Source organism: Pedobacter sp. W3I1, assembly GCF_030816015.1.
Lineage (GTDB): Bacteria > Bacteroidota > Bacteroidia > Sphingobacteriales > Sphingobacteriaceae > Pedobacter.
Genome location: NZ_JAUSXN010000001.1, coordinates 803,040 through 824,266, shown reverse-complemented (window position 1 = coordinate 824,266; position 21,227 = coordinate 803,040). Strand labels below are relative to the sequence as shown.

The window sequence follows — 21,227 nt, the reverse complement described above, 5'->3', positions numbered from 1 at the left end:
CATGAAGATTTAATATGAAGTACCTTCTTTAATAATCTCACTCTGAGGCACGAAGAATCTGCAGCCGACGAAACAGATGCTTCGTACCTCAGCATGACAGCAGCGTTTAAAAGATTTAGCGTAAAGCCCGACTGGAACCAACCGAAGAACTACAGTATTTGCTTTACAAAAAAATCACCAATTAGATTGCCACATCGCTGCGCTCTTAGCAATGATGATAATTTTATATCAAAAATTTTCTCTCCAACTATTTGATAATAAAAGTATTCTATCTATCTTTGCAGTCCCAAATTTAATGGGAATAATAAATTGTTTAATAAATTAAATACAAGCAAGTGAATACGTTAAGTTACAAAACTGTCTCGGCCAATGCGAAAACTGTTAACAAACAGTGGATTGTTGTTGATGCGCAAGGCGAGATTTTGGGGCGCTTGTCATCGAAGATCGCTATGATCATCCGTGGTAAAAACAAGCCTGAGTACACCCCACACGTAGATTGCGGAGATAACGTAATTGTTATCAATGCAGACAAGGTTAAATTGACAGGAAACAAATTCAGCGAAAAGCAATATGTTTCTTATACTGGTTATCCAGGTGGTCAACGTTTTATTTCTCCTAAGGAGTTAATGGCGAAACACCCTCAACGTGTAATCGAGAAAGCGGTACGTGGTATGTTACCGAAAACTAAATTGGGCAAAAAATTGTATACCAATCTTTTTGTGTATGCTGGTGAAACTCATCCACATTCGGCTCAATCTCCAAAAACCATTAAACTTTAAGAAATGTCAGTTACTAACACTTCAGGAAGAAGAAAAACAGCTGTTGCACGCATCTACTTAAAAGATGGTGCTGGCGCAATTACCGTTAACGGTAAAGATCACAAAGTATATTTCCCTACTTTACCTTTGCAATATATCGTAAACCAAAGTTTAGAAGTTTCTGAACTTACCGGCCGTTATGATATCACTGTAAACGTACAAGGCGGTGGAGTAAAAGGACAAGCAGAAGCTGTTCGTTTGGCTATTGCTAAAGCGATTGTTGAACTAGATGCGGAGAAAAAACCTGCTTTACGTGCTAAAGGTTTAATGACACGTGATAACCGTATGGTTGAGCGTAAAAAACCAGGACGTGCTAAAGCCCGTAAGAAATTCCAATTCAGTAAACGTTAATCACAGGAGGCAAAGACAATGGCAAGAACAACTTATCAAGACTTATTGGATGCAGGTGTACACTTTGGTCACCTTACCCGTAAATGGAATCCAAAAATGGCTCCTTACATTTTCATGGAGCGTAATGGAATTCACATTATAGATTTAAATAAAACTTTAACTAAAACTGAAGAAGCTGCGGCTGCGATTAAACAAATCGTAAAATCAGGACGTAAAGTATTATTCGTTTCTACAAAGAAACAAGCAAAAGGAATCGTAGCTGAACAAGCTAAAAAAGTAAACATGCCTTTCGTAACCGAGCGTTGGTTAGGTGGTATGTTAACCAACTTTGCTACTGTTCGCAAGTCAATCAAAAAGATGTCTAACATCGATAAAATGACTAAAGACGGTACTTATTCGATCTTATCTAAAAAAGAGCGTTTAATGATTCAACGTGAGCGTATTAAATTAGAATCACTTTTAGGTGGTATTGCTGATTTAAACCGTTTACCTGCAGCTTTATTCTTAATTGATGTTAAGAAAGAACACATTGCAGTTACTGAAGCGTTAAAATTAAACATCCCTACTTTTGCGATGGTTGATACTAACTCTGATCCTTCTAACATCGATTTCCCTATTCCAGCGAATGATGATGCTACAAAATCAATCTCTTTAATTACTGATGTAATTATCAAAGCTATTGAAGAAGGCTTAGATGAGCGTAAACGCGAAAAAGATGATGAAGCTGAAAAAGAAGCAGTAGCAGCGAAAGTTGCAGCTGATGCTCCTGAAGCAAAAGAGCCTAGAGCAGCTGGTGAAAAAAGACCAACTACTAAAAAGGTAACTGCTGAAGCAGAAGTTGAAGCGCCTTCATCAGAAGAAACTAAAACAGAAGAATAACCCCATCCCCTAAAGGGAAGTAATAAGGTTACAAATTCAAAATTCATAAATTATTTAATCACTCGCAAATCCCGATGCTAAATCGGGATTTGGGGGTAAAAAGGAAATAAAATGTCTACAGTACAAATTACTGCCGCAGATGTAAATAAACTACGCCAACAAACTGGCGCTGGTATGATGGATTGCAAAAAAGCTTTAGTTGAAGCTAATGGCGATTTCGAAGCAGCTGTTGATTTATTGCGCAAAAAAGGTCAAAAAGTATCTGCCGCCCGTTCTGGTAATGCTACTTCTGAAGGTCTGGTATCAATCAATGTTTCAGCGGATGGCACAAATGGTAAATTAGTTGCTTTAGCTTGCGAAACTGAGCCAGTTTCTAAAGTTGAAGATTTCCGTAATCTAGCTCAGGCTGTTTTAGCTGCAGCAGTTGCCAATAATCCTGCTTCTACCGAAGAATTATCAGCGGTTACTTTGGAAGATGGACGTACTGTTGCCGAAACCATAACTGAACTAACAGGTAAAATCGGAGAGAAAATCGTTATTCAAGATTACGCAAATATCTCTGGTGAGAAAATTGTTTCTTATATCCATTCTAATGGTAAAATGGGTGTTTTAGTGGTATTTGAAGGTACTAATGGCGTAGATATTACGGAAGCTGGTAAGGATGTTGCAATGCAAATTGCTGCAATGAACCCAGTTGCTGTTGATAAAGAAGGTGTTGATCCTGCTACTATTCAACGCGAAATTGAAATCGCTAAAGATGTGATCCGTGCTGAAGGTAAACCAGAAGAAATGGTTGAGAAAATAGCTGCTGGTAAATTGAATAAATTCTACAAAGACAGTACTTTATTAAACCAAGAGTTTGTTAAAGACAGTTCACTAGATGTTCGTAAATTTTTAGATAACACTTCTAAAGGTTTAACAGTAACGGCTTTCAAACGTGTACAATTAGGTGCATAAGCATTAAAAATATGTTTAAAAAGCTCCAAGAAATTGGGGCTTTTTTTATGCGTGGTATTCCTACAATTCCCTTCCTCTCTCCATTCCAATACCATTGTGCATTTCAATAGAAGGCATCGTCATCTCGACTGAAACGCAGTGAAATGGAGAGATCTAATTCAAAAACGCTCTCTAGATAGATTTCTCGACTACGTTGCACTCCGCTCGAAATGACGACCACTTGGGCTTGCCTACTTTCTAAGTGCAGTATAAGCGCCCACTTCCTTACCCGAATCATCGAGCATACTCACCACCACTTTATTTTTATCTGCTTTTATCTTGGTGATTGTTCTTGTCCCTGTTTTAGGGCCGCCACCAATAATTAAAGGATAATGGTTTAGCGCTTTATCGGGTCGGTGTACCATATATTTATGGGTATGGCCACTTAAAACTAAATCTACTTTACCTTGATTCAAAAAAGGTTCAAAAAGTTCGGTGCAATGTTTTGGTCCGTGTGCATCGCCAGAAAAGCGTGGCGGAATATGCATCAATACCACTCTAAATGGCGCTTTTTTAAACTCCTTTGAATTTATTTCTGTTTTAAGCCATTCTGCCTGCTGAACTCTATAATCGTCAAAATCTACAATCCCTGCATACACCGGATGTGCATCTTCTTTATCTTCACCGGTGTCTAAAATTACAAAGCGCACAGGCCCTAAGGTAAAAGCGGCATGCCCAACATGCATGTAATATTGTGGAAATTCGCGTGCAAATTTACCACGTGTTTCGTGATTACCCCTTACGTAGATAAAAGGCGTATGCTTTGCAAAATTATCTACACAGGGCTGAAGCATATGTTCTATAATCTGTTTCTCATCGGTTTGATAATCGAATATGTCTCCATTAAAGAAAATAAAATCCTGCTTCTTATCGGGAACAAGCCCTAACAACTGAGGGATTGATTCCGGGCGATCATGTGTATCATTCAGCATTAAAAACGAAACTTCTTCTTTACGAAGATCGGCATTCACAAATTCTTCGACTGAACTGCTTACCGTTCCCCCATAGGTTAATTTATAAGGCTGAAAATCTTTAATTTCTTTCGAAACAATTTTATAATAATATTTTGTTCCTGGTTTTAAATTTTTTAACGTTACTGCATTCAGCTTGCTATTGGCTTGCATTAAGCCCAATTCAGCTTTCCCATAAGCTTTTTGATTCAACTGATCAGCCTGTTCACCAAATTCTACCCAACCTGCAGCATTTTTATTGGTTAACCAAAGAATGGTCATTGAGTTATTAAAGTTGGTTTGTAAATAAGGGCCAACTGCTATTTTAAATTCATCTTCACTAAGGGGTATGCTTGCAATGGCTGCAGATGGCGCTACTAAGGTAGCAGCGCTTAAAGTTAGGCCGGCCTTTAAGAAACTTCTTCTATTTGGCTGATTTTCATTCATTTGGTCAGGATTCATCTTATTAATCAAATATATAGTTACAATATTTAACTTTGACCGTGTAAGATTAAATTTACTCAAACGTTTGATATGTCAAAAGTAATTACCAATACCTCCTACTTTCAGGATAACGCTATAAAAAGAAATCAGGATATTTTAATTGAAGACGGTACAATTTCTTTTATTAACCATTCCGAAAATAAAGAAACGAATCAATCCTTAACTGTTCCTGGATTTATTGATCTACAGATTTATGGTTCAGGGGGAAGGTTATTCTCTGCCGATCCAACTGTCGAATCATTAACCATAATGGAAGATGATCTGCTTAAAAAAGGGACTACAGGATTTTTAGCCTGTATGGCAACAAATTCTCCCGAAGTTTTTGATGAATGTATCAAAGCAGCTAAAGAACATCGATCATCTGCAAAAAATTGTTTGGGATTACACTTAGAAGGTCCGTTCTTGAATCCAAAACGTTTAGGTGCCCATGTACCCGCATTTGTACGCAAGGCCTCGTTAGACGAAATTAAGAAACTAATTGATTTTGGGGATGGCGTAATTAAAATGATGACAATAGCGCCAGAGATCCAAGATGATGAAGTAATTCAATACTTGTTAGACCATGACGTTGTGGTTTCATTAGGGCATAGTAACGCAACCTTTAATGAGGCAACAGCTGCTTATAACAGGGGTGTACAAACCACTACACACCTTTTTAACGCCATGAGCCCCATCCACCATCGTGAGCCTGGAATACCAACGGCTGTTTTTAATCATGATAAGGCAATGGCCAGCATTATTGCCGATGGGCAGCATGTAGATTTTGAAGTGCTTAAATTTGCACAGAAACTTTTAAAAGAACGTTTATTCTTAATTACTGATGCGGTTACCGCTTGTTCTACTGGCCCATATCAGCATGTTAAAAAGGGGAATAAATATGTGATGCCCGATGGTACACTTTCTGGTTCGTCGCTCACGATGTTAGAAGCTGTTAAAAACTGTGTAACACACTGTGGTATCAGTTTAAATGATGCGATCAAGATGGGGACACTATATCCAGCTAAGTTAATTGGGATCGAAAACCTAACAGCAAACATTGAGATTGGACATCAGGCAAATCTATTGGTCATTGATGAAAGCTTAAATTTAAAAGAGGTCCTATTTAGGGGAGAAACGATTAATTAATTCAACATGTTCAAAAAAATCCTTTCAGCGCTAATATTCTTATTTGTTTATGGCAGTAATTCCTGGGCACAAGAAATAAGTACTTCTTTTACCGTTATACCACTTGGTATTAAAGGCGGCGATGATGAGAGCAATTTATCTTCTTATATGATTGCCCCAAAAGGCAGTGAAAAATATATTTGTCTTGATGCAGGTACCATAAAAGCAGGTATTCAAAAGGCAATAGATCATAAATCATTAAAAGGAGTAAGTGAGGAAATTCAGCGTACACAAATAAAGGGTTATCTGATCTCACATGCGCATTTAGATCATGTAGCTGGCTTAATTATCAACTCACCAGCAGACACTGCAAAAAACATTTACGGCTTGCCCTCGGTGCTGAATATCTTAAGGGACAAATATTTTACATGGGATGCCTGGGCTAATTTCGCAAATGAGGGGGAAAAACCACAATTAAAAAAATATACCTACTCACCGCTACTTGAAAGCATTACCTATCCACTTGAGGGAACAGAAATGAAGGTTAGGGCATTTGAACTAAGCCATGGAAACCCTTACAAAAGCACCGCATTTTTAATCAGTCATAATGAAAGTTACGCTTTGTATCTCGGCGATACCGGAGCAGATGAAATTGAAAAATCAGATAAACTTGCTAAGTTATGGCGTGTTATAGCACCAATTGTTAATTCAGGACAGCTAAAAGCAATTTTTATGGAGGTTTCTTTCCCTAATGAACAGCCTGATAAACAATTATTCGGACACCTTACCCCAAAGCTTTTTTATAGTGAATTATCAAAACTCGAAAGTTTAACAGATGAAAAAGCTTTTAAAAAAATATCTTTTATTGTAACCCATACAAAACCGCCACAGAAAACTGCCGAAAAAGTAAAAAAACAATTGATTTCAAGGAATTCGAATAGTATAAAGCTAATATTTCCTCAACAGGGCAAGCGCTTAACAATTAATTAACTTTAAATAGAACATTAGCAGTATTAAGTCATTGTATTTTTGTGGAAAAGTGAATGAAACATCATAATTTTAGAGCCATATGGGCAATAATAATTATAATCGCTTCATCACCAATAAAAAAACCATAAAATAATGAAAAAACTACTACTATTATTCTCATTTATGCTTGCAATAACCGTTTATGGTTTTGCTCAAGGCGTTACAACTGCATCATTTATCGGTACGGTTAAAGATCAAAAAGGGGTGATACCAGGTGCAACAGTTACCGCGGTACATATTCCATCAGGCACAAAATACGCAACAATTACCAGGGCGGATGGTAGGTACAATTTACCTAACGTGCGTGTGGGTGGGCCATACACTGTTAAAATAAGTTATATCGGCTACAATGAACTGGTTAAAGAAAATCTGAGTACAACCATTGGAGAAGATTTAAGGGTTGATGCTTCCTTAACCGAAACATCGCAAAACTTAGCTGATGTTATGGTAAAGGGGACGCAGGATAAAGTGATCAATTCATCCAGAACCGGAGCGCGGGAAACCATTACAAGACAGCAGATTGATAATTTGCCAACGATTAGCCGTTCATTATCCGATTTCACCAAATTAACCCCATCAGCAAACTCTACAACAGTTGGCGGTTTAAGTTTCGGTGGAAGAAGCGGTTCTTATAACAACTTAACCGTAGATGGTGCTTTGTTTAACAATTCGTTCGGACTATCAGGTAGCTTGGGCGGACAGGCCAACTCTCAACCGATTTCATTGGATGCGATCGAACAGATACAGGTAGATATCGCGCCTTATGACGTACGCCAGGGATCGTTTACCGGAGCAGGTATTAATACGATTGTAAAATCGGGAACGAATAACTTTAAAGGCTCGGCTTATTACTATACGAGAGGGACCGATTTAACAGGCTATTCTGCAGGAGTTACAAAAATACCAATTGTAGACTTTAAATATAACCAACGTGGTTTAAATATTGGCGGCCCCATCATCAAAGACAAATTATTCTTCTTTGTTTCGGGCGAACAAGAGCGTATCAGTACACCCGCTACATCCTTCGTAGCTTCAAGACCAGGTTTATCCGGAGCCAATGTTTCCACAGCAGATGCAGCAACCTTAGATAAATTATCGAACTATTTAATGAGCAAATATAATTACGCTACAGGTCCATACGAGAATTATCCATACGAGACGCAAAGTGATAAAATAACTGCCAAAATCGATTGGAACATCAATGCCAATAATACTTTAAGCGCAAAGTATTTTTATTTAAAATCGAACAGACAGGTTGTGGCCAGTGGTTCGGGTATCCCGGCAGGCTTAAACGGCAGCCGTTCACCTTCTTCAACCTCTATGCCCTACTTTGGATCCAGCTATACCATCAACAACAACTTTAACATCGGTATAGTTGAGTTGAACACAAGGATTGGCAACAGCATGTCGAACAAGTTAACACTTGGGTATTCAGCCTTGAGAGACTTTCGGGCCTCTAATGGCGCAGAATTGCCAATGGTTGATATCGGTAATGGAAACGGCGGTATTTTAACCAGTTTTGGTTATGAGGTTTTTACCGCAAACAACTTATTAAACTCAGATATCTACCAGTTTTCTGATGATTTCTCCATCTACGCCGGCAAACACGAAATCACCATTGGTACCAGTAACCAGCTGAATAAATTTTTAAATGGTTTTGCGCCTAACTACAATGGGTTGTATTATTTTAGAACTGCCGATGATTTTATGAACAATGCGCCTGCAGTAAGTTATTCTTACCGCAATTCTGCATTGGCTGATGGTGCTTTCCCGTTCGCAAAAATGTCGTCCTACAACCTCAGCTTATACGCACAGGATAAATATCAGGTTAGCGATAATTTCAAATTAACCTATGGTATACGGGCAGATTATACCTATTTTCCTACCAAATTAGATCCGAACCCCAATTTAGCGGCACTAACCTTTCAAAACGGTTTACAGGTAGATATTTCTAAATTTCCGAACAAAAAATTATTATTCTCTCCACGTGTAGGTTTCAATTATGATCTTTTTGGTGATAAAACCACGCAGCTAAGAGGTGGAACGGGAATTTTCACTGGTCAGGTTCCTTATGTTTGGATATCCAACCAGGCCTCAAATACCGGAACATTGTTTAGTTCAAGCACTGTTTCAACCGTTGGAGACCCACGATTGATCTTTAATCCGAATGTAAATGCAAACCGCCCCGCACCAGGTACGGTTAATGCCAATACTTCATACGAAGTAGATGCGACATCAAAAGATTTCAAATACCCTCAAATCTGGAGAACCAATGTTGCGGTTGACCAGAAATTACCAATGGGTATCATTGCCACCATAGAAGCATCTTACACGAAGGATATCAATGCTGTAAATTTCTCCAATGCAGCATTGCCTAATAATTCTACAGGTTTAATTACCCTTCCAGGCATTGAAGGACAACAACGTTATACTGTAAAATCTACACAAACAGGTACAACTGCGGCAAACCCTTCTATATCGCCGTTTATTTATATGCAGAATACCAAAAAAGGTTATTCGTATTTCATCACGGGTCAACTACAAAAATCTTTTTTAAACGGATTTAATGCCAGTGCGGCCTATACCTACAGCCAGTCGCGATCGGTTAATGATGGTGGTTCTACGGCAAGCTCAATCTGGTCGCAAAGGGCCATTGCTGGTGATGCAAATTCAGATGTTTTAGCCAATACCAATTTTATTCAGCCAAATAGGGCTATTGCTTCATTAAGTTATAAAAGAGAATATTTTAAACATGCCGCAACCACAATCGGTTTAATTTTTGAATCAGCCAATAACGGTGCATTCAGTTATGTTTCATCAGGCGATATCAACAATGACGGTGGTGCAAACGATCTGCTTTACATCCCACAAAATCAGGGCGATATCACCTTAGTTCCCGATTTTGTTGGCGATACCCGCACCCCTGCGCAGATTTGGAATCAACTAAATGCTTACATCAGCCAGGACAGTTACCTGAGCAAACACAGAGGCGAATTTGCCAAACGAAATGGCGCGATCATGTCGTACTTCAAAAGAGCCGACTTACACATTGCACAGGATTTCTTTGTTGGTCCGAAAGGAAAAAGAAATACACTTCAGTTTACATTGGATATCATCAACTTAGGCAATATGTTAAATAGTGATTGGGGCCTCTACCAAACGCCAAATATTCCACTATCTACCTATAACACGGCGGTATTATTAGCTTATAAGGGTTTGGATCCTGTTTCAGGAAAAGCCACATACTCTTTTCCATACCAGGATAAAGCTAATTTAACTCCATATACCACCACCTATAAAAACATTACCGATCAGATTTCGCGCTGGCAGGCACAATTTGGTGTCCGTTACATCTTTAACTAAGGTGAAACGGGTCACTAAGGCGAACCGTAGTGCAATAAAAGTAATATAATAAGAGGAGCAATATTTCAACGTATTGCTCCTTTTTCTTAAAATCCGTATTTCTATTTAAATAATTACATCAATTGTTAAAAAGCATAGCCAGGTATTAAAAAATTGTTAATATTTTTGAGGTCATGAAATACAAACGCATCCTACTTAAGCTTAGCGGAGAATCGCTAATGGGCGACAAACAATACGGTATTGATAATGAACGCGTTAAACAATATGCTGAAGATATCAAAGCGGTACACGATAAAGGTTTAGAAATCGCAATCGTAATTGGAGGAGGAAATATTTTTAGGGGCTTAAGCGCCGAAAAAAGTGGTATGGACAGGGCGCAGGCCGATTACATGGGCATGTTGGCTACGGTAATCAACTCTATGGCCTTGCAAGATGCTTTAGAAAAAGTTGGTATTAAAACGCGTTTACTTACTGCAATTAAAATGGAGCAGATCTGCGAGCCGTTTATTCGCAGAAGGGCTGTTCGACATTTAGAAAAAGGCCGTGTGGTTATTTTTGGTGCAGGAACCGGAAATCCATACTTCACAACCGATTCTGCTGCGGCTTTACGTGCTATCGAAATCAAAGCCGATGTTGTTTTAAAAGGAACACGTGTTGATGGAATTTATACCGCAGATCCTGAAAAAGATCCATTGGCCACTAAATATGAAGAAATTTCTTTTAGAGAAGTTTACGATAAAGGCCTTAATGTAATGGATATGACTGCCTTTACGCTTTGCGAAGAAAACCAAGTGCCGATTATTGTGTTTGATATGAACAAACATGGTAATTTCATGAAAATTGCTAATGGCGAACCTATTGGAACCCTGGTTAAATAAGGAATAAAAATTATTATTTTTGTAGAAATACACACAATTATGAACGACCTCATACAATTACAATTAATGGATGCTCAATCTGCAATGGAAAGGGCCATCGATCATTGTGAATCTGAATTAACTAAAATCAGAGCTGGTAAGGCATCAGCTGGAATGTTGGATGGTATTTTCGTGGATTATTATGGCGCAGCTACAGCATTATCACAAGTATCCAGTATTAATACGCCTGATGCCAGAACAATCGTAATCCAACCTTGGGAAAAATCACTTTTAACTGCAATTGAAAAAGCTATTCAAGTAGCTAATATTGGCATCAATCCACAAAATGATGGTATTGTTATCCGCCTGGTTGTGCCGCCTTTGACAGAAGAACGTAGAAAAGACCTGGTGAAAAAAGTGAAGGAAGAAGCCGAAAGAGGCCGCATTACCATTCGTAATATCCGTAAAGATGCCAATACCAAAATTCAAAAACTGAAAGGTGAAGGGGTTTCTGATGATGAAATTAAAACAGGTGAAGGTGAAGTGCAAAAATTAACCGATGCTTATATCATCAAGATTGATAAACATGCTGAAGCTAAAGAAAAAGATGTAATGACAGTTTAATCTGTATAAATACAAGAAGGGGAATGGACTTAAATCTATTCCCTTTTTTATTGCCTTATTTCTTTGCGCTTGAGCCCCTAACGTTTAAAATGGTGGGTAACGATACCTGCGTATTTCCGATAGGCTTTCCAGCCTTTTTAAGCTTGTTCAATAAAATCTTCATCACGTTTTCTGCAATGGCCTCAAGAGGCTGTGCAATAGCCGTAACCGGAGGCTCACAAAACGCTAAGATTTCGAAATCGTCAAAAGAAACAACAGCGATATCCTTATGGATCTTAATACCCAATTTTCTAAAAGTTCTTAAGCCATCTAAACAAATATAGTTAGCCGCAAAAACAACCGCATCAAGCTGCTTCTCTGATTTAAAAAACTTTATCATCTCCTCAATTGATTCGGCAGAGTTTACATATTTTATCTTCTTTACAATTGAAGGCAATTTATATTTTTCGACAGCGCTTTCATAACCAGCCAAGCGGTCTACCATCTGTTGCTGCAAGGTATCGATGGTTACAAAACCTATTCTTTTATAATTATTTTTAATAAGGTGCTCCGTAGCTTCATATGTGCTGCTCTGGTTATCAATTATTACATAATCCGTTTTAACATCCGGTACATACCGATCAAATAGTACCACAGGCGCATCTGTTTGAATCAATTTTTTAACTTCTTCTTCCAATCCCTCAGGCAAGGCCATAATGTAGCCATCAACATGCCTGTCTTTAAAAATCTGCAGCAATTCTATTGCTTTTTCGGTATCGTTTCTGGTACTGCTAAACAGGATTTTATAACCAAGGCTCGAAGCAATTTCATCAATTCGGCGTGCTATCCCAGAGAAAAAAGGTTCAGAAATATCATCAACTAAGAAACCTATAATTTTTGTTTTACCTGTTCTTAAACTTGTAGCAAGGGTATTGGGCTGATAATTTAATTCAGCTACCAGGTCTAAAACCTTTTTGGTAAGCGATTCGCTGATATTTTTTTCTCTTGCTTTCCCATTAATTACAAACGATACAGTTGTAATGGAAATATTTAATTGTTTAGCGATATCTTTAATCGAAACGCGTTTCTTCATCACAGGCATTGAACGAATAAAATTTTGATTGGTAATATAACAATATATCTATAAATATAGGAGGGATATGAAAAAAACTAGTCTAAAAAGAAAAAGAGCAACCTATCCAGGATTGCTCGATTAACTAACTTATTATTCATAAAAAATGCTGTTGGGGAAGGAGTCGAACCTTCAAGGGGTAGTTAGCTACAGTTCAAAAAATTAATTTGTGGTCAACCCAATAAACTGCGTTTGTCCCATTATTCCCCACCACCGAGACAAGGAGGCGTGTCTGCCAATTTCACCACCCAACATTTTAAAAGTTAACAGTTTTCAATTTCCAATTTTCAGTTTTTAACTGCCAACTGTAAATTGCCAACTGAACTGGCTGTAGGGGAAGGAATCGAACCTTCAAGGAGTGGTTAGTACCGAAACCGGTATATTCCCATTATTCTCCGCCACCGAGACAAGGAGGTGTGTCTGCCTGTTTCACCACCCTACATTATGTTATGCAATTTTGAAAGAACGTTTCCTTTTTGTTAATTGCTTGATACAAATGTAAAGGAACAACCAATACCTTGCAAATATTTTAAACATTTAATTTTATTTTTATAATATTGATAAATATTTGTAAATTCGCTTATCATAATTCAAAAATATGCTTAAAAAAGACAATTCCAATTTAGAAATTGACAACCTCGATATCGATATATTGAAACAATTGATGCAGGATGCCACTAAACCCTATACAGAAATCGCTAAAGATCTGATTGTTTCGGGCGGAACGATACACGTTAGGATGAAGAAACTGCAAGAAATGGGCATTATAAAAGGCTCCCACCTCATCATCGATCCGCAAAAGGCTGGATATGATATTTGTGCCTTTTTGGGTATTTACCTGGAGAAAGGGATCCAGTATAAAGATGCAGTTGCACAATTGAGCAAGATTAAAGAGGTAGTAGAATTGCATTATACCACAGGTGCCTACAGTATGTTTGCCAAAATTATTTGCAGGGATACCAATCATTTACGCCATGTTTTAAACGAAGAAATTCAGGCCGTGAACGGAATCCAGCGTACAGAGACTTTAATCTCATTAGAAGAGAGCATTAAGCGTCAGATTGAACTGGGGTAAGACCAAAGCTGAAAGACTAAAGGTGAAGGCTAAAGTAAAAAAGATGCTATTAAGCACATAGCTTAAATGATCTTATATGCCTTATATGGTAAAACGCTATTAGTTATTCTTAATAATCAGGAAATGAACGCTCAGTGTGATTTCGGGAACAGCAGTCCCGTTATTCGCTATAGCTCCGATAAGGATCGGAGGCTGCCGCTGCTATCGGGTTTAGAAACAAAGGTTTGTGCAATAAATAGCAAATTGCCTATTGGCCCTTCGACTCCGCTCAGGGTGACAACCGAGAATGTAATACTTTTATATCGGAGGCTGCCGCTGCTGTCGGGTTTAGAAACAAAGGTTTGTGCAGCTAAGCGCCCAACCAAAAAATAGCACTACCTATCGGGCCACCTAGACCTGATTGGAGTGAACACGCAATCCCGATATTTCATCGGGATAAGTAAAACGGAAAGCAGGAGCAAACTCAAATAATTATACAGACCCTGCTCTCCTAATCTTAATCATCATATTTATAACGAGGTCCTTCGACTACGCTACCATTGACAGATTCCTATAGCAAGGTCGTCATTGCGAGGAGGAACGACGAAGCAATCTTTCCTGCTAGTAATCCTGCTATAAAGATTGCTTCGTCGGCTGAAAAAGCCTTCTCGCAATGACGATAATCTGAGGAGATTTATCTCCTTAAATCTCTTGTTATTTATATTGATTTTTATTAAATAAATTATCCCTCAGGGTGACAACCGAGAAAGTAATACTTTTATATCGGAGGCTGCCGCTGCTACCGGGTGTAGAAACAAAGGTTTGTGCAATAAATAGCAATTCGCCTATTGGCCCTTCGACTCCGCTCAGGGTGACAAATGCAACAACCTGTTCAAGATAAGTACTCGGAAAAAGGCACATATGCTCCTAGCCAAAAATAGCACCACCTCAAAAGCCACCTAAACCCGATTGGAGTGAACACGAAGCCGCAGGCAAAGTAAAACGGAAAGCGGGAGCAAACTCAAATAATTATACAGACCCTGCTCTTCTAATCTTAATCATCATATTTATAACGAGGTCCTTTGACTCCGCTCAGGGTGACAACCGAGAAAAGATTAAGCTACTTCAACAACTGATAAGCAATCAGTGCAGCAACATAAGCCATCGCCGTCATATAGGCCAATTGGATTACCGGCCATTTCCAGCCTTTGGTTTCGCGGTAAACTACAGCAACTGTGCTCATACATTGCATGGCAAAAGCATAAAAAAGCATCAGTGAAATACCTGTAGCAAAAGTATAAACAGGCAAACCAGTGCGGCTATTAACCGAGGCTGACATCCGTTCCCGAATGGTGGAGGTATCTTCATCACCGCCATCAACACTATAAATGGTGGCCATTGTACCAACAAAGGCTTCGCGAGCCGCAAAAGAGGTAATTAAACCAATACCAATCTTCCAATCGTACCCCAAAGGGCGGATGGCAGGCTCGATCCAATGACCAAGAATACCTACATAAGAGTTTTCCAACTTCTCGGTAGCCACCAAGGTTTTAATGTGATCGGTATTTTTTGTTGTATCAGCCAGGGCAGATTCGTATTTTTTATCAATGCTTTCAAAGCGGTTTCCTGGTCCGAAAGAAGCCATTACCCAAAGGATGATGGAAATGGCGATGATTACTTTACCGGCTTCGAACACAAAGGTTTTCGATTTTTCGTACATGGTGTAGAACACATTTTTCCACCTTGGCATGCGGTAAACCGGTAACTCCATAATAAAATAAGACCTTTCTTTGGTTTTGATTATGAATTTCATTACCCATGCTACCAATACCGCAGCAATAATACCTACCAGATACATCACCATTAGCGCCAGTCCTTGCAGGTTAAAAACACCTAGAACGGTTTGAGAAGGAATAATTAACGAAATGATTAAAATATATACGGGAAGCCTTGCCGAACAGCTTACCAATGGGGTAACCATGATGGTAATCATTCTATCCTTCCAGTTTTCGATATTTCTGGCAGCCATAATAGATGGAACTGCACAGGCCAAACCACCAATCATCGGCACCACCGACTTACCGTTAAGGCCAACCTTGCTCATAATTTTATCCATCATAAAGGTAACACGGGGCCATATAACCCGTATCTTCTAAAATGGATATGAATGCGAAAAGAATGGCAATCTGTGGAATAAAAACAAAAATACCACCTAAACCCGCAATTACACCATCCAACAACAGATCAGTAAGCATGCCTGCTGGCAAATATTCGTGCCCAATACTGGTAATAAACCCAAAACCAGTCTCAATCCAATCCATTGGATAGGACGACCAGGCAAATATAGCATTGAAAATTACAAAAAGGATAAGCAAGAAAATGGCAAATCCCCATACTTTATGAGTTAAAATAGCATCTAATTTATCACTGAAAGAAAATTTATTTGCAGTTCCTTTGTCAATAACCACATCAGATAAAATAGTGCTGAGGTGTTTATATCTGGCAATAGTTTCTGCAGCCTGAATTTTAGAAGATTCGAAATGGTGAGATTGTTCTATATGTTCAATTTCTTCCTGCTCTTTTTCAGTAAAGAAAGTTAAATGTTCATGCTGGTGCAAAACTTGCAGCGCATAATAATCGTTGTCGGAATTAAGTTTCGATTTTATGGCATTAATAGCTTCTGGAGCCAGAAAATTTACGTCTACATCCTGAAACTGCGTGGCAATTTTATTGGTATTGGCAATGGCCTGTTTCAGTTTATCAATTCCGATATTATTCCTGGCCGAAATGGAAACCACCTGGATGCCCAGTTTTTCAGCCAGTTTATCCAGATTAATCTCGATCCCCTGTTTAGTAGAAAGATCGATCATATTCAAGGCCAGAATCATAGGGATACCTAAATCTGCCACTTGCGAATACAAAAGCATGTTGCGCTTTAAATTGGAAGCATCGGCAATGAGTACAATAACATCAGGATGGCTATTGTTTTTTTTATCGGCAAGTACTTGAAAAACGATGCTTTCATCAGCACTTTTCGGATATAAGCTATACGTTCCTGGTAAATCGATTATCTCGGCTTCTTTACCGCTGGCAAGTTTGGTAAAACCTGTTTTCTTATCGACAGTGATGCCTGGAAAATTTCCAATTTTTTGATTTAACCCTGTTAAACGATTAAATAAAGTAGATTTACCTGTATTGGGATTACCAACTAACGCAACTTTAATATCCAAACCCAGCTCTTTTATTGAATAATGATAACATCGGCTTCGCTTTTACGCAAACAAAGCTGATAACCAGCAACACGGATCGCCATAGGATCGCCCAAAGGAGCAAAACGCTCTACCTCTACCTCCTCGCCCGGCAAGCAGCCCATCTCCATTAACTTTACAGACATATCTAAATCTGTAAAAGCTACAATTGTTCCCTTTTCTCCAACTTTTAGGTGCGACAGCTTCATGTGCTAAATTTGGCGCAAGTTAACCTTTCTTTAGATTTATTCCAAATAAGATAATGACGTGCGGGATATAAATTACACAGCTTTACCCTAAGATGATCTAGTTCCGCTGTCTGCCCCCGCCAAAGCCACCGCCACCGTTACCACCACGTTCTCTGCCGCTTTCCTCGCCTCCTCTGATACGGTTTTTACCGCCCATACGGTTTAACGAATAGGTAAATGAAAACATAAAATAACGTTGCAATACATTGTAACTTACATCCTGGATGGTGTTGTTATTGGCTGTACGGCTTACGCCTTGATTTTCGTTCAGTATATCGTTTACCGCAGCTTTAAAGGTTCCTCTGTTTTTAAAAAACTGTTTGCTGATATATGAATTAACCAAAGTGAAGTGCGTATCGAAACCCTCTCCTCTTCCGGTATTCTGATTATAATCGGCATCGATTGCCCAGCGGATATTTCCAGGAAACAGATAACTTACACTTACATTTGGACTGAAGGTATAATAGCGTGTATTGGAATTAGGTTGAACGGAGTAAGTTGCACGATTAATTGAACCATTTACGCCTGCTGTTAAATCGAGCTTATCTAAATTGGAAACCAAACGGTAACCGTTGGTAACAGACCAGCTGTTGGTAATATTTTTTAAGGAGTTGGTAAAGTTTACATCTCTATCATAACTACCACTAACATTGATATGGAAATTCAGCTTATTCTCTGCCATAATCGGCAAACTTAATGAAGAGGAAATAGATCCTGAGTAAACGCCGTTTACGTTAACCGGGGTAATGGCCAGTTTTCCCTGATCCTCACCACTCTGAATTAAGCTACTGCTGTTTGCAATCCGGTTAGAGGTTTGGGTAAGGTTTAAATTCACAAATAACGATCTGTTTTTCCCAACCGTAAATGTATTGTAGGCTACACGAAGGGTATTATTGAATTCGGGTTTCAGATCGGGGTTACCAACAGGAATACTTTGTGTGTTGGTATTGTTTCTGATTGGCTGTAACTGCTGAATGGTTGGCTGGTTGGTACTACCCCTATAGTTAAATACCAGGCGTTTGCTATTGCTAAAATTATACCTGAACATGGCGGAAGGTGTATAATTAAAAACATTTTGCTTCAGTACATATCCTTTACTGATGTTATTATTTGTCCGATCTGTATTTTGAACGGCCATCCCCACATTCCAGTTGTATTTTTTATCCATTTTATTAAAGCTAAAACCTGCGGAGTTGGTTAAAATGGTATTTTCGTAGGCATTGCTAAAGGTTTCATCTAACAGATCGTACTGTAAGGTAGCCGGATTGAAATTATAGGTAAAACGATCGGATGTATTGTGGTTATAGCCATTCTGATAATTAAACTCTAAGCTCAGGGTTTTATCTAAAGGTTCGGTATATACCAATCTTGTATTCTGATTGATGGATTCACTCTCCTGATCATTAAACTGATCGGTTGTTTTTTCAGTAGTTATCCCGTTTTCTTTTCTGGTTTCGGGATTGGTATTGTAATTATCAGCGTCGTTATTGTTAATGTTCGTGTTTAAATTCAGCGATAATGTTCTGCCCCTGCGCATAAATTTTTTACGCAATAAAATGTTATTGCTAATGGATGGTGAGCTGCTATGATTTCGTAGGGATTGCGTTCCACTAATCATATACTTGTTATAATCGCGTGTATAAGTGCTACTGTTTAAGCTCTCGTTATCGGTATAACTTAAATTGGGCTGTATGCGTAATGAGGTTAATGAATCGAGTTTGGTATCGACCATAAAGTTTAAGCGGTGATTTAACCGATCGGAACTATTGGTTTGATTGTTATTAAAAATAGTGGTTTCATCGCCCAATAAATTTTGGGTTACACTATTTCTGAGGATCAGGTTATCAGATTTATTAACAAAATAACTCAGGCTCACTTCGGTCTGATCGGCATATTCATCCGAAAAATTAAAGCCGCCGGCTTTGGTATCGGTAATTCCACCACGACCGCCGTTACCCCCGCCATTTCCTCCACCCAGGCCACCGCCAAAATTTTGTTTGTTTACATTATTGAATTGAGCAATTACGCTCAGTCGTTTATCCTGATTAAAATGGTTGATGTTCGCATTTACGTCGTAACGGTCGTTAGAACCATAGCCTCCTGAGCTGTTACCGAAGTAGCCATTTTTCTTATCCTTCCTGGTGGTGATATTAATGATCTTGGTTCTCGAACCATCATCAATTCCGGTAAACTGTGCCTGGTCGGAAAGTTCATCAATAATCTGAATTTTATCGATCATATCAGCCGGAAGATTTTTAGTGGCCAATAAAGGATCATTCCCAAAAAACTCCTTGCCATCTACCTTAACTTTTGTAATGGTTTCGCCCTGGGCTTTTACCGTTCCGGCTTTATCTACCTCTACTCCTGGTAATTTCTTTAACAGGTCTTCTACTACAGCATTCTCTACCACTTTAAATGAGCTTGCATTAAACTCGAGGGTATCTTTTTTTACTACAATCGGCGGAATTTCTGCTTTAACATCAACCGTTTGAAGATCTATTGCACCACCTTCTAAAACAATATCGCCTAAGGTTACATCTGTTTTGTCTGCCGTGATCGTAAAATCTTTGGTAATATTCTTTAAACCTAAAAATGCCGCATAAAGCCTGTAAGTACCTGGGTTTAAATTTTTGAAAATGAATTTCCCATCCTCAGTGGTACTTACGGCACCAACCATGCTCGAATCAGTCAGGTTTCTAACGGCTAAAGAGGCATAATCAATTGGTTTTTTATCTTTTGATTGAATAACCCTTCCGCTAACTGAACCCGTTTTCTGAGCATAAACATAAAAAGATGATAAAATAAGTAGGAGCGTAAAAATTCGTTTCATTCGGTTAGTTTGGTTTATAGCATAAAGACTACCGACTTTAATAAAGGTTTATTTTGCTTAGGTAACATTTGAAATACATAATTGTCAACCATACATTTAATCATCAAACTGGGTGGCTATAAACAGAAAAGTCCCGGTTAAAACCGAGACTTTTCTAAAATAAAATCGTCATTTCGACTGGAGTGTAATCCCGAACTTTCGGGAGATAAATCTTTAAACATCCTTTTAGATTTCTCCGCTACGGTCGAAATGACGATATATTGAAGAATGACAGATTACATCAAAGTATTACATTCTCATACGACGGCCGCCATCACCACCCTGGGCAGGCATCTGCATATCTCCACTCATATTTCTTCCGCCAATGCGGGTTAAAGAATAAGTGAATGAGAACATGTAATAACGTTTTAATACGTTATAGTTTAAATCTGTAATCGTGTTATTTGTTGCTGTTCTGCTAATACCCTGATTTTGGTTAAAAGCATCGTTAACAGCAATTTTAAATGTACCTCTGTTTTTAAAAAACTGACGGCTGATATAAGAATTTACCAACGTATACTCCGTATTGTAGCCTTCACCTCTTCCCGTATTTTTGATATAATCTAAATCTACCGCTAAGCGGATATTGCCGGGAAACAAATAGCTAATATCAAAACTGGGATTTAAAGTATAATAGTTTGTAGTCGAGTTTGGCTGAGCAGAATAAGTTGCCCTGTTGTATGTTCCGGAAATACCACCAGTAAGATCAAACTTATCAAAATTGGTTACGAAATTATACCTGTTGGTAACCGACCAGGAATTAGTGATGTTTTTCAGCAGTTCCGTACTGTTATTACCCGTTGTAAAATTCACATTCCTGTTGTAATTTCCATTTAACGATGCATTAAGGGTTAATTTACGTTCTGGCAAAATTGGCAGGCCCATATTGATACTTGCATTACCAGAATAAACCCCGTCAACATTAACATAGGTAGTTCTGATTTTTCCATAGTCTACATCATTTTGATCAGTTACCAACTGGCTGCTGTTCCCGATGGCATTAAAAGTTTGACTTAAGCTTAAGAAAGCAAAAAACATCCTGCTTTTGGCGAAATCGAAATTGTTATAGTTAATGCTTAAATTGTTGTTAAACTGCGGCTTTAATTCAGGATTACCAACAAAAACACTTTGTGTGTTGGTATTATCAAGTATTGGCTGTATCTGATTAATAGTAGGCTGTTGGGTTGTTCCTCTATACCGGATATTCAATCTTCTGGAATTG

The 21,227-nt window shown here is 38.5% G+C and carries 17 protein-coding genes and 2 tRNA genes; 10 read left to right on the top strand and 9 right to left on the bottom strand.

Annotation, left to right across the window (positions count from 1 at the left end; genetic code table 11):
• Nucleotides 1-335 precede the first annotated feature (335 nt).
• The 4 genes from rplM (at nt 336) to tsf (ending at nt 3,005) form a co-directional block, all read left to right on the top strand.
• Entirely contained in the window at nt 336-779 is a 444-nt protein-coding gene (gene rplM, locus QF042_RS03580; RefSeq protein ID WP_116248884.1) for a 50S ribosomal protein L13, read from the top strand.
• Between the two features lie 3 nt (nt 780-782).
• Nucleotides 783-1,169: a 30S ribosomal protein S9 gene (rpsI, locus tag QF042_RS03575; RefSeq protein ID WP_025145383.1), complete on the top strand. Its 387-nt coding sequence runs from the start codon at nt 783-785 to the stop codon at nt 1,167-1,169.
• 18 nt (nt 1,170-1,187) lie between these two features.
• A complete protein-coding gene (gene rpsB / locus QF042_RS03570) occupies nt 1,188-2,048 on the top strand; it encodes a 30S ribosomal protein S2 (protein WP_116248885.1) in 861 nt (286 codons plus the stop codon).
• A 111-nt stretch (nt 2,049-2,159) separates the two neighbouring features.
• Nucleotides 2,160-3,005, top strand: a complete 846-nt coding sequence (gene tsf, locus QF042_RS03565; protein WP_307525414.1) for a translation elongation factor Ts — start codon at nt 2,160-2,162, stop codon at nt 3,003-3,005.
• Between the two features lie 230 nt (nt 3,006-3,235).
• On the opposite strand, the gene QF042_RS03560 is transcribed toward tsf, so the two are convergent.
• Nucleotides 3,236-4,456: a metallophosphoesterase gene (locus tag QF042_RS03560; RefSeq protein WP_307525412.1), complete on the bottom strand. Its 1,221-nt coding sequence runs from the start codon at nt 4,454-4,456 to the stop codon at nt 3,236-3,238.
• Nucleotides 4,457-4,528: 72 nt separating this feature from the next.
• On the opposite strand from QF042_RS03560, the gene nagA reads away from it, so the two are divergent.
• The 5 genes from nagA (at nt 4,529) to frr (ending at nt 11,475) form a co-directional block, all read left to right on the top strand.
• Nucleotides 4,529-5,623 (top strand): N-acetylglucosamine-6-phosphate deacetylase, encoded by a 1,095-nt coding sequence (gene nagA, locus QF042_RS03555; protein WP_307525410.1) that lies wholly within the window; start codon nt 4,529-4,531, stop codon nt 5,621-5,623.
• A gap of 6 nt (nt 5,624-5,629) precedes the next feature.
• Complete coding sequence (locus QF042_RS03550) at nt 5,630-6,592, top strand: MBL fold metallo-hydrolase (protein WP_307525407.1); 963 nt, start codon at nt 5,630-5,632, stop codon at nt 6,590-6,592.
• A gap of 132 nt (nt 6,593-6,724) precedes the next feature.
• A complete protein-coding gene (locus QF042_RS03545; protein WP_307525405.1) occupies nt 6,725-9,994 on the top strand; it encodes a carboxypeptidase regulatory-like domain-containing protein in 3,270 nt (1,089 codons plus the stop codon).
• A 173-nt stretch (nt 9,995-10,167) separates the two neighbouring features.
• Nucleotides 10,168-10,872 carry a UMP kinase gene (pyrH, locus tag QF042_RS03540; protein ID WP_086548079.1) on the top strand — a complete coding sequence of 235 codons (705 nt, stop codon included), beginning with the start codon at nt 10,168-10,170 and terminating at the stop codon, nt 10,870-10,872.
• 39 nt (nt 10,873-10,911) lie between these two features.
• Entirely contained in the window at nt 10,912-11,475 is a 564-nt protein-coding gene (gene frr / locus QF042_RS03535; protein WP_307525403.1) for a ribosome recycling factor, read from the top strand.
• A gap of 55 nt (nt 11,476-11,530) precedes the next feature.
• Here frr and QF042_RS03530 read toward each other — a convergent pair whose 3' ends face one another.
• The 3 genes from QF042_RS03530 to QF042_RS03520 form a co-directional block, all read right to left on the bottom strand.
• The gene (locus tag QF042_RS03530) at nt 11,531-12,547 is read right to left on the bottom strand and encodes a LacI family DNA-binding transcriptional regulator (protein WP_307525401.1); all 1,017 of its coding nucleotides are present in this window, start codon (nt 12,545-12,547) and stop codon (nt 11,531-11,533) included.
• Nucleotides 12,548-12,695: 148 nt separating this feature from the next.
• Nucleotides 12,696-12,840, bottom strand: a tRNA-Asp gene (locus QF042_RS03525).
• A gap of 71 nt (nt 12,841-12,911) precedes the next feature.
• Nucleotides 12,912-13,028, bottom strand: a tRNA-Asp gene (locus QF042_RS03520).
• Nucleotides 13,029-13,184: 156 nt separating this feature from the next.
• On the opposite strand from QF042_RS03520, the gene QF042_RS03515 reads away from it, so the two are divergent.
• Nucleotides 13,185-13,661 carry an Lrp/AsnC ligand binding domain-containing protein gene (locus QF042_RS03515; protein ID WP_025145395.1) on the top strand — a complete coding sequence of 159 codons (477 nt, stop codon included), beginning with the start codon at nt 13,185-13,187 and terminating at the stop codon, nt 13,659-13,661.
• A gap of 1,099 nt (nt 13,662-14,760) precedes the next feature.
• On the opposite strand, the gene QF042_RS03510 is transcribed toward QF042_RS03515, so the two are convergent.
• The 5 genes from QF042_RS03510 to QF042_RS03490 form a co-directional block, all read right to left on the bottom strand.
• Nucleotides 14,761-15,744, bottom strand: a complete 984-nt coding sequence (locus QF042_RS03510) for a nucleoside recognition domain-containing protein (RefSeq protein ID WP_307525397.1) — start codon at nt 15,742-15,744, stop codon at nt 14,761-14,763.
• 4 nt (nt 15,745-15,748) lie between these two features.
• Nucleotides 15,749-16,870, bottom strand: coding sequence for a ferrous iron transporter B (locus tag QF042_RS03505; protein WP_307525395.1), 1,122 nt, complete (start codon nt 16,868-16,870; stop codon nt 15,749-15,751).
• Between the two features lie 11 nt (nt 16,871-16,881).
• Complete coding sequence (locus QF042_RS03500; protein ID WP_167297329.1) at nt 16,882-17,097, bottom strand: FeoA family protein; 216 nt, start codon at nt 17,095-17,097, stop codon at nt 16,882-16,884.
• 97 nt (nt 17,098-17,194) lie between these two features.
• Nucleotides 17,195-19,966, bottom strand: a complete 2,772-nt coding sequence (locus QF042_RS03495) for an outer membrane beta-barrel family protein (RefSeq protein WP_307525392.1) — start codon at nt 19,964-19,966, stop codon at nt 17,195-17,197.
• A 288-nt stretch (nt 19,967-20,254) separates the two neighbouring features.
• Complete coding sequence (locus QF042_RS03490) at nt 20,255-21,214, bottom strand: outer membrane beta-barrel protein (protein WP_307525390.1); 960 nt, start codon at nt 21,212-21,214, stop codon at nt 20,255-20,257.
• Nucleotides 21,215-21,227 lie beyond the last annotated feature (13 nt).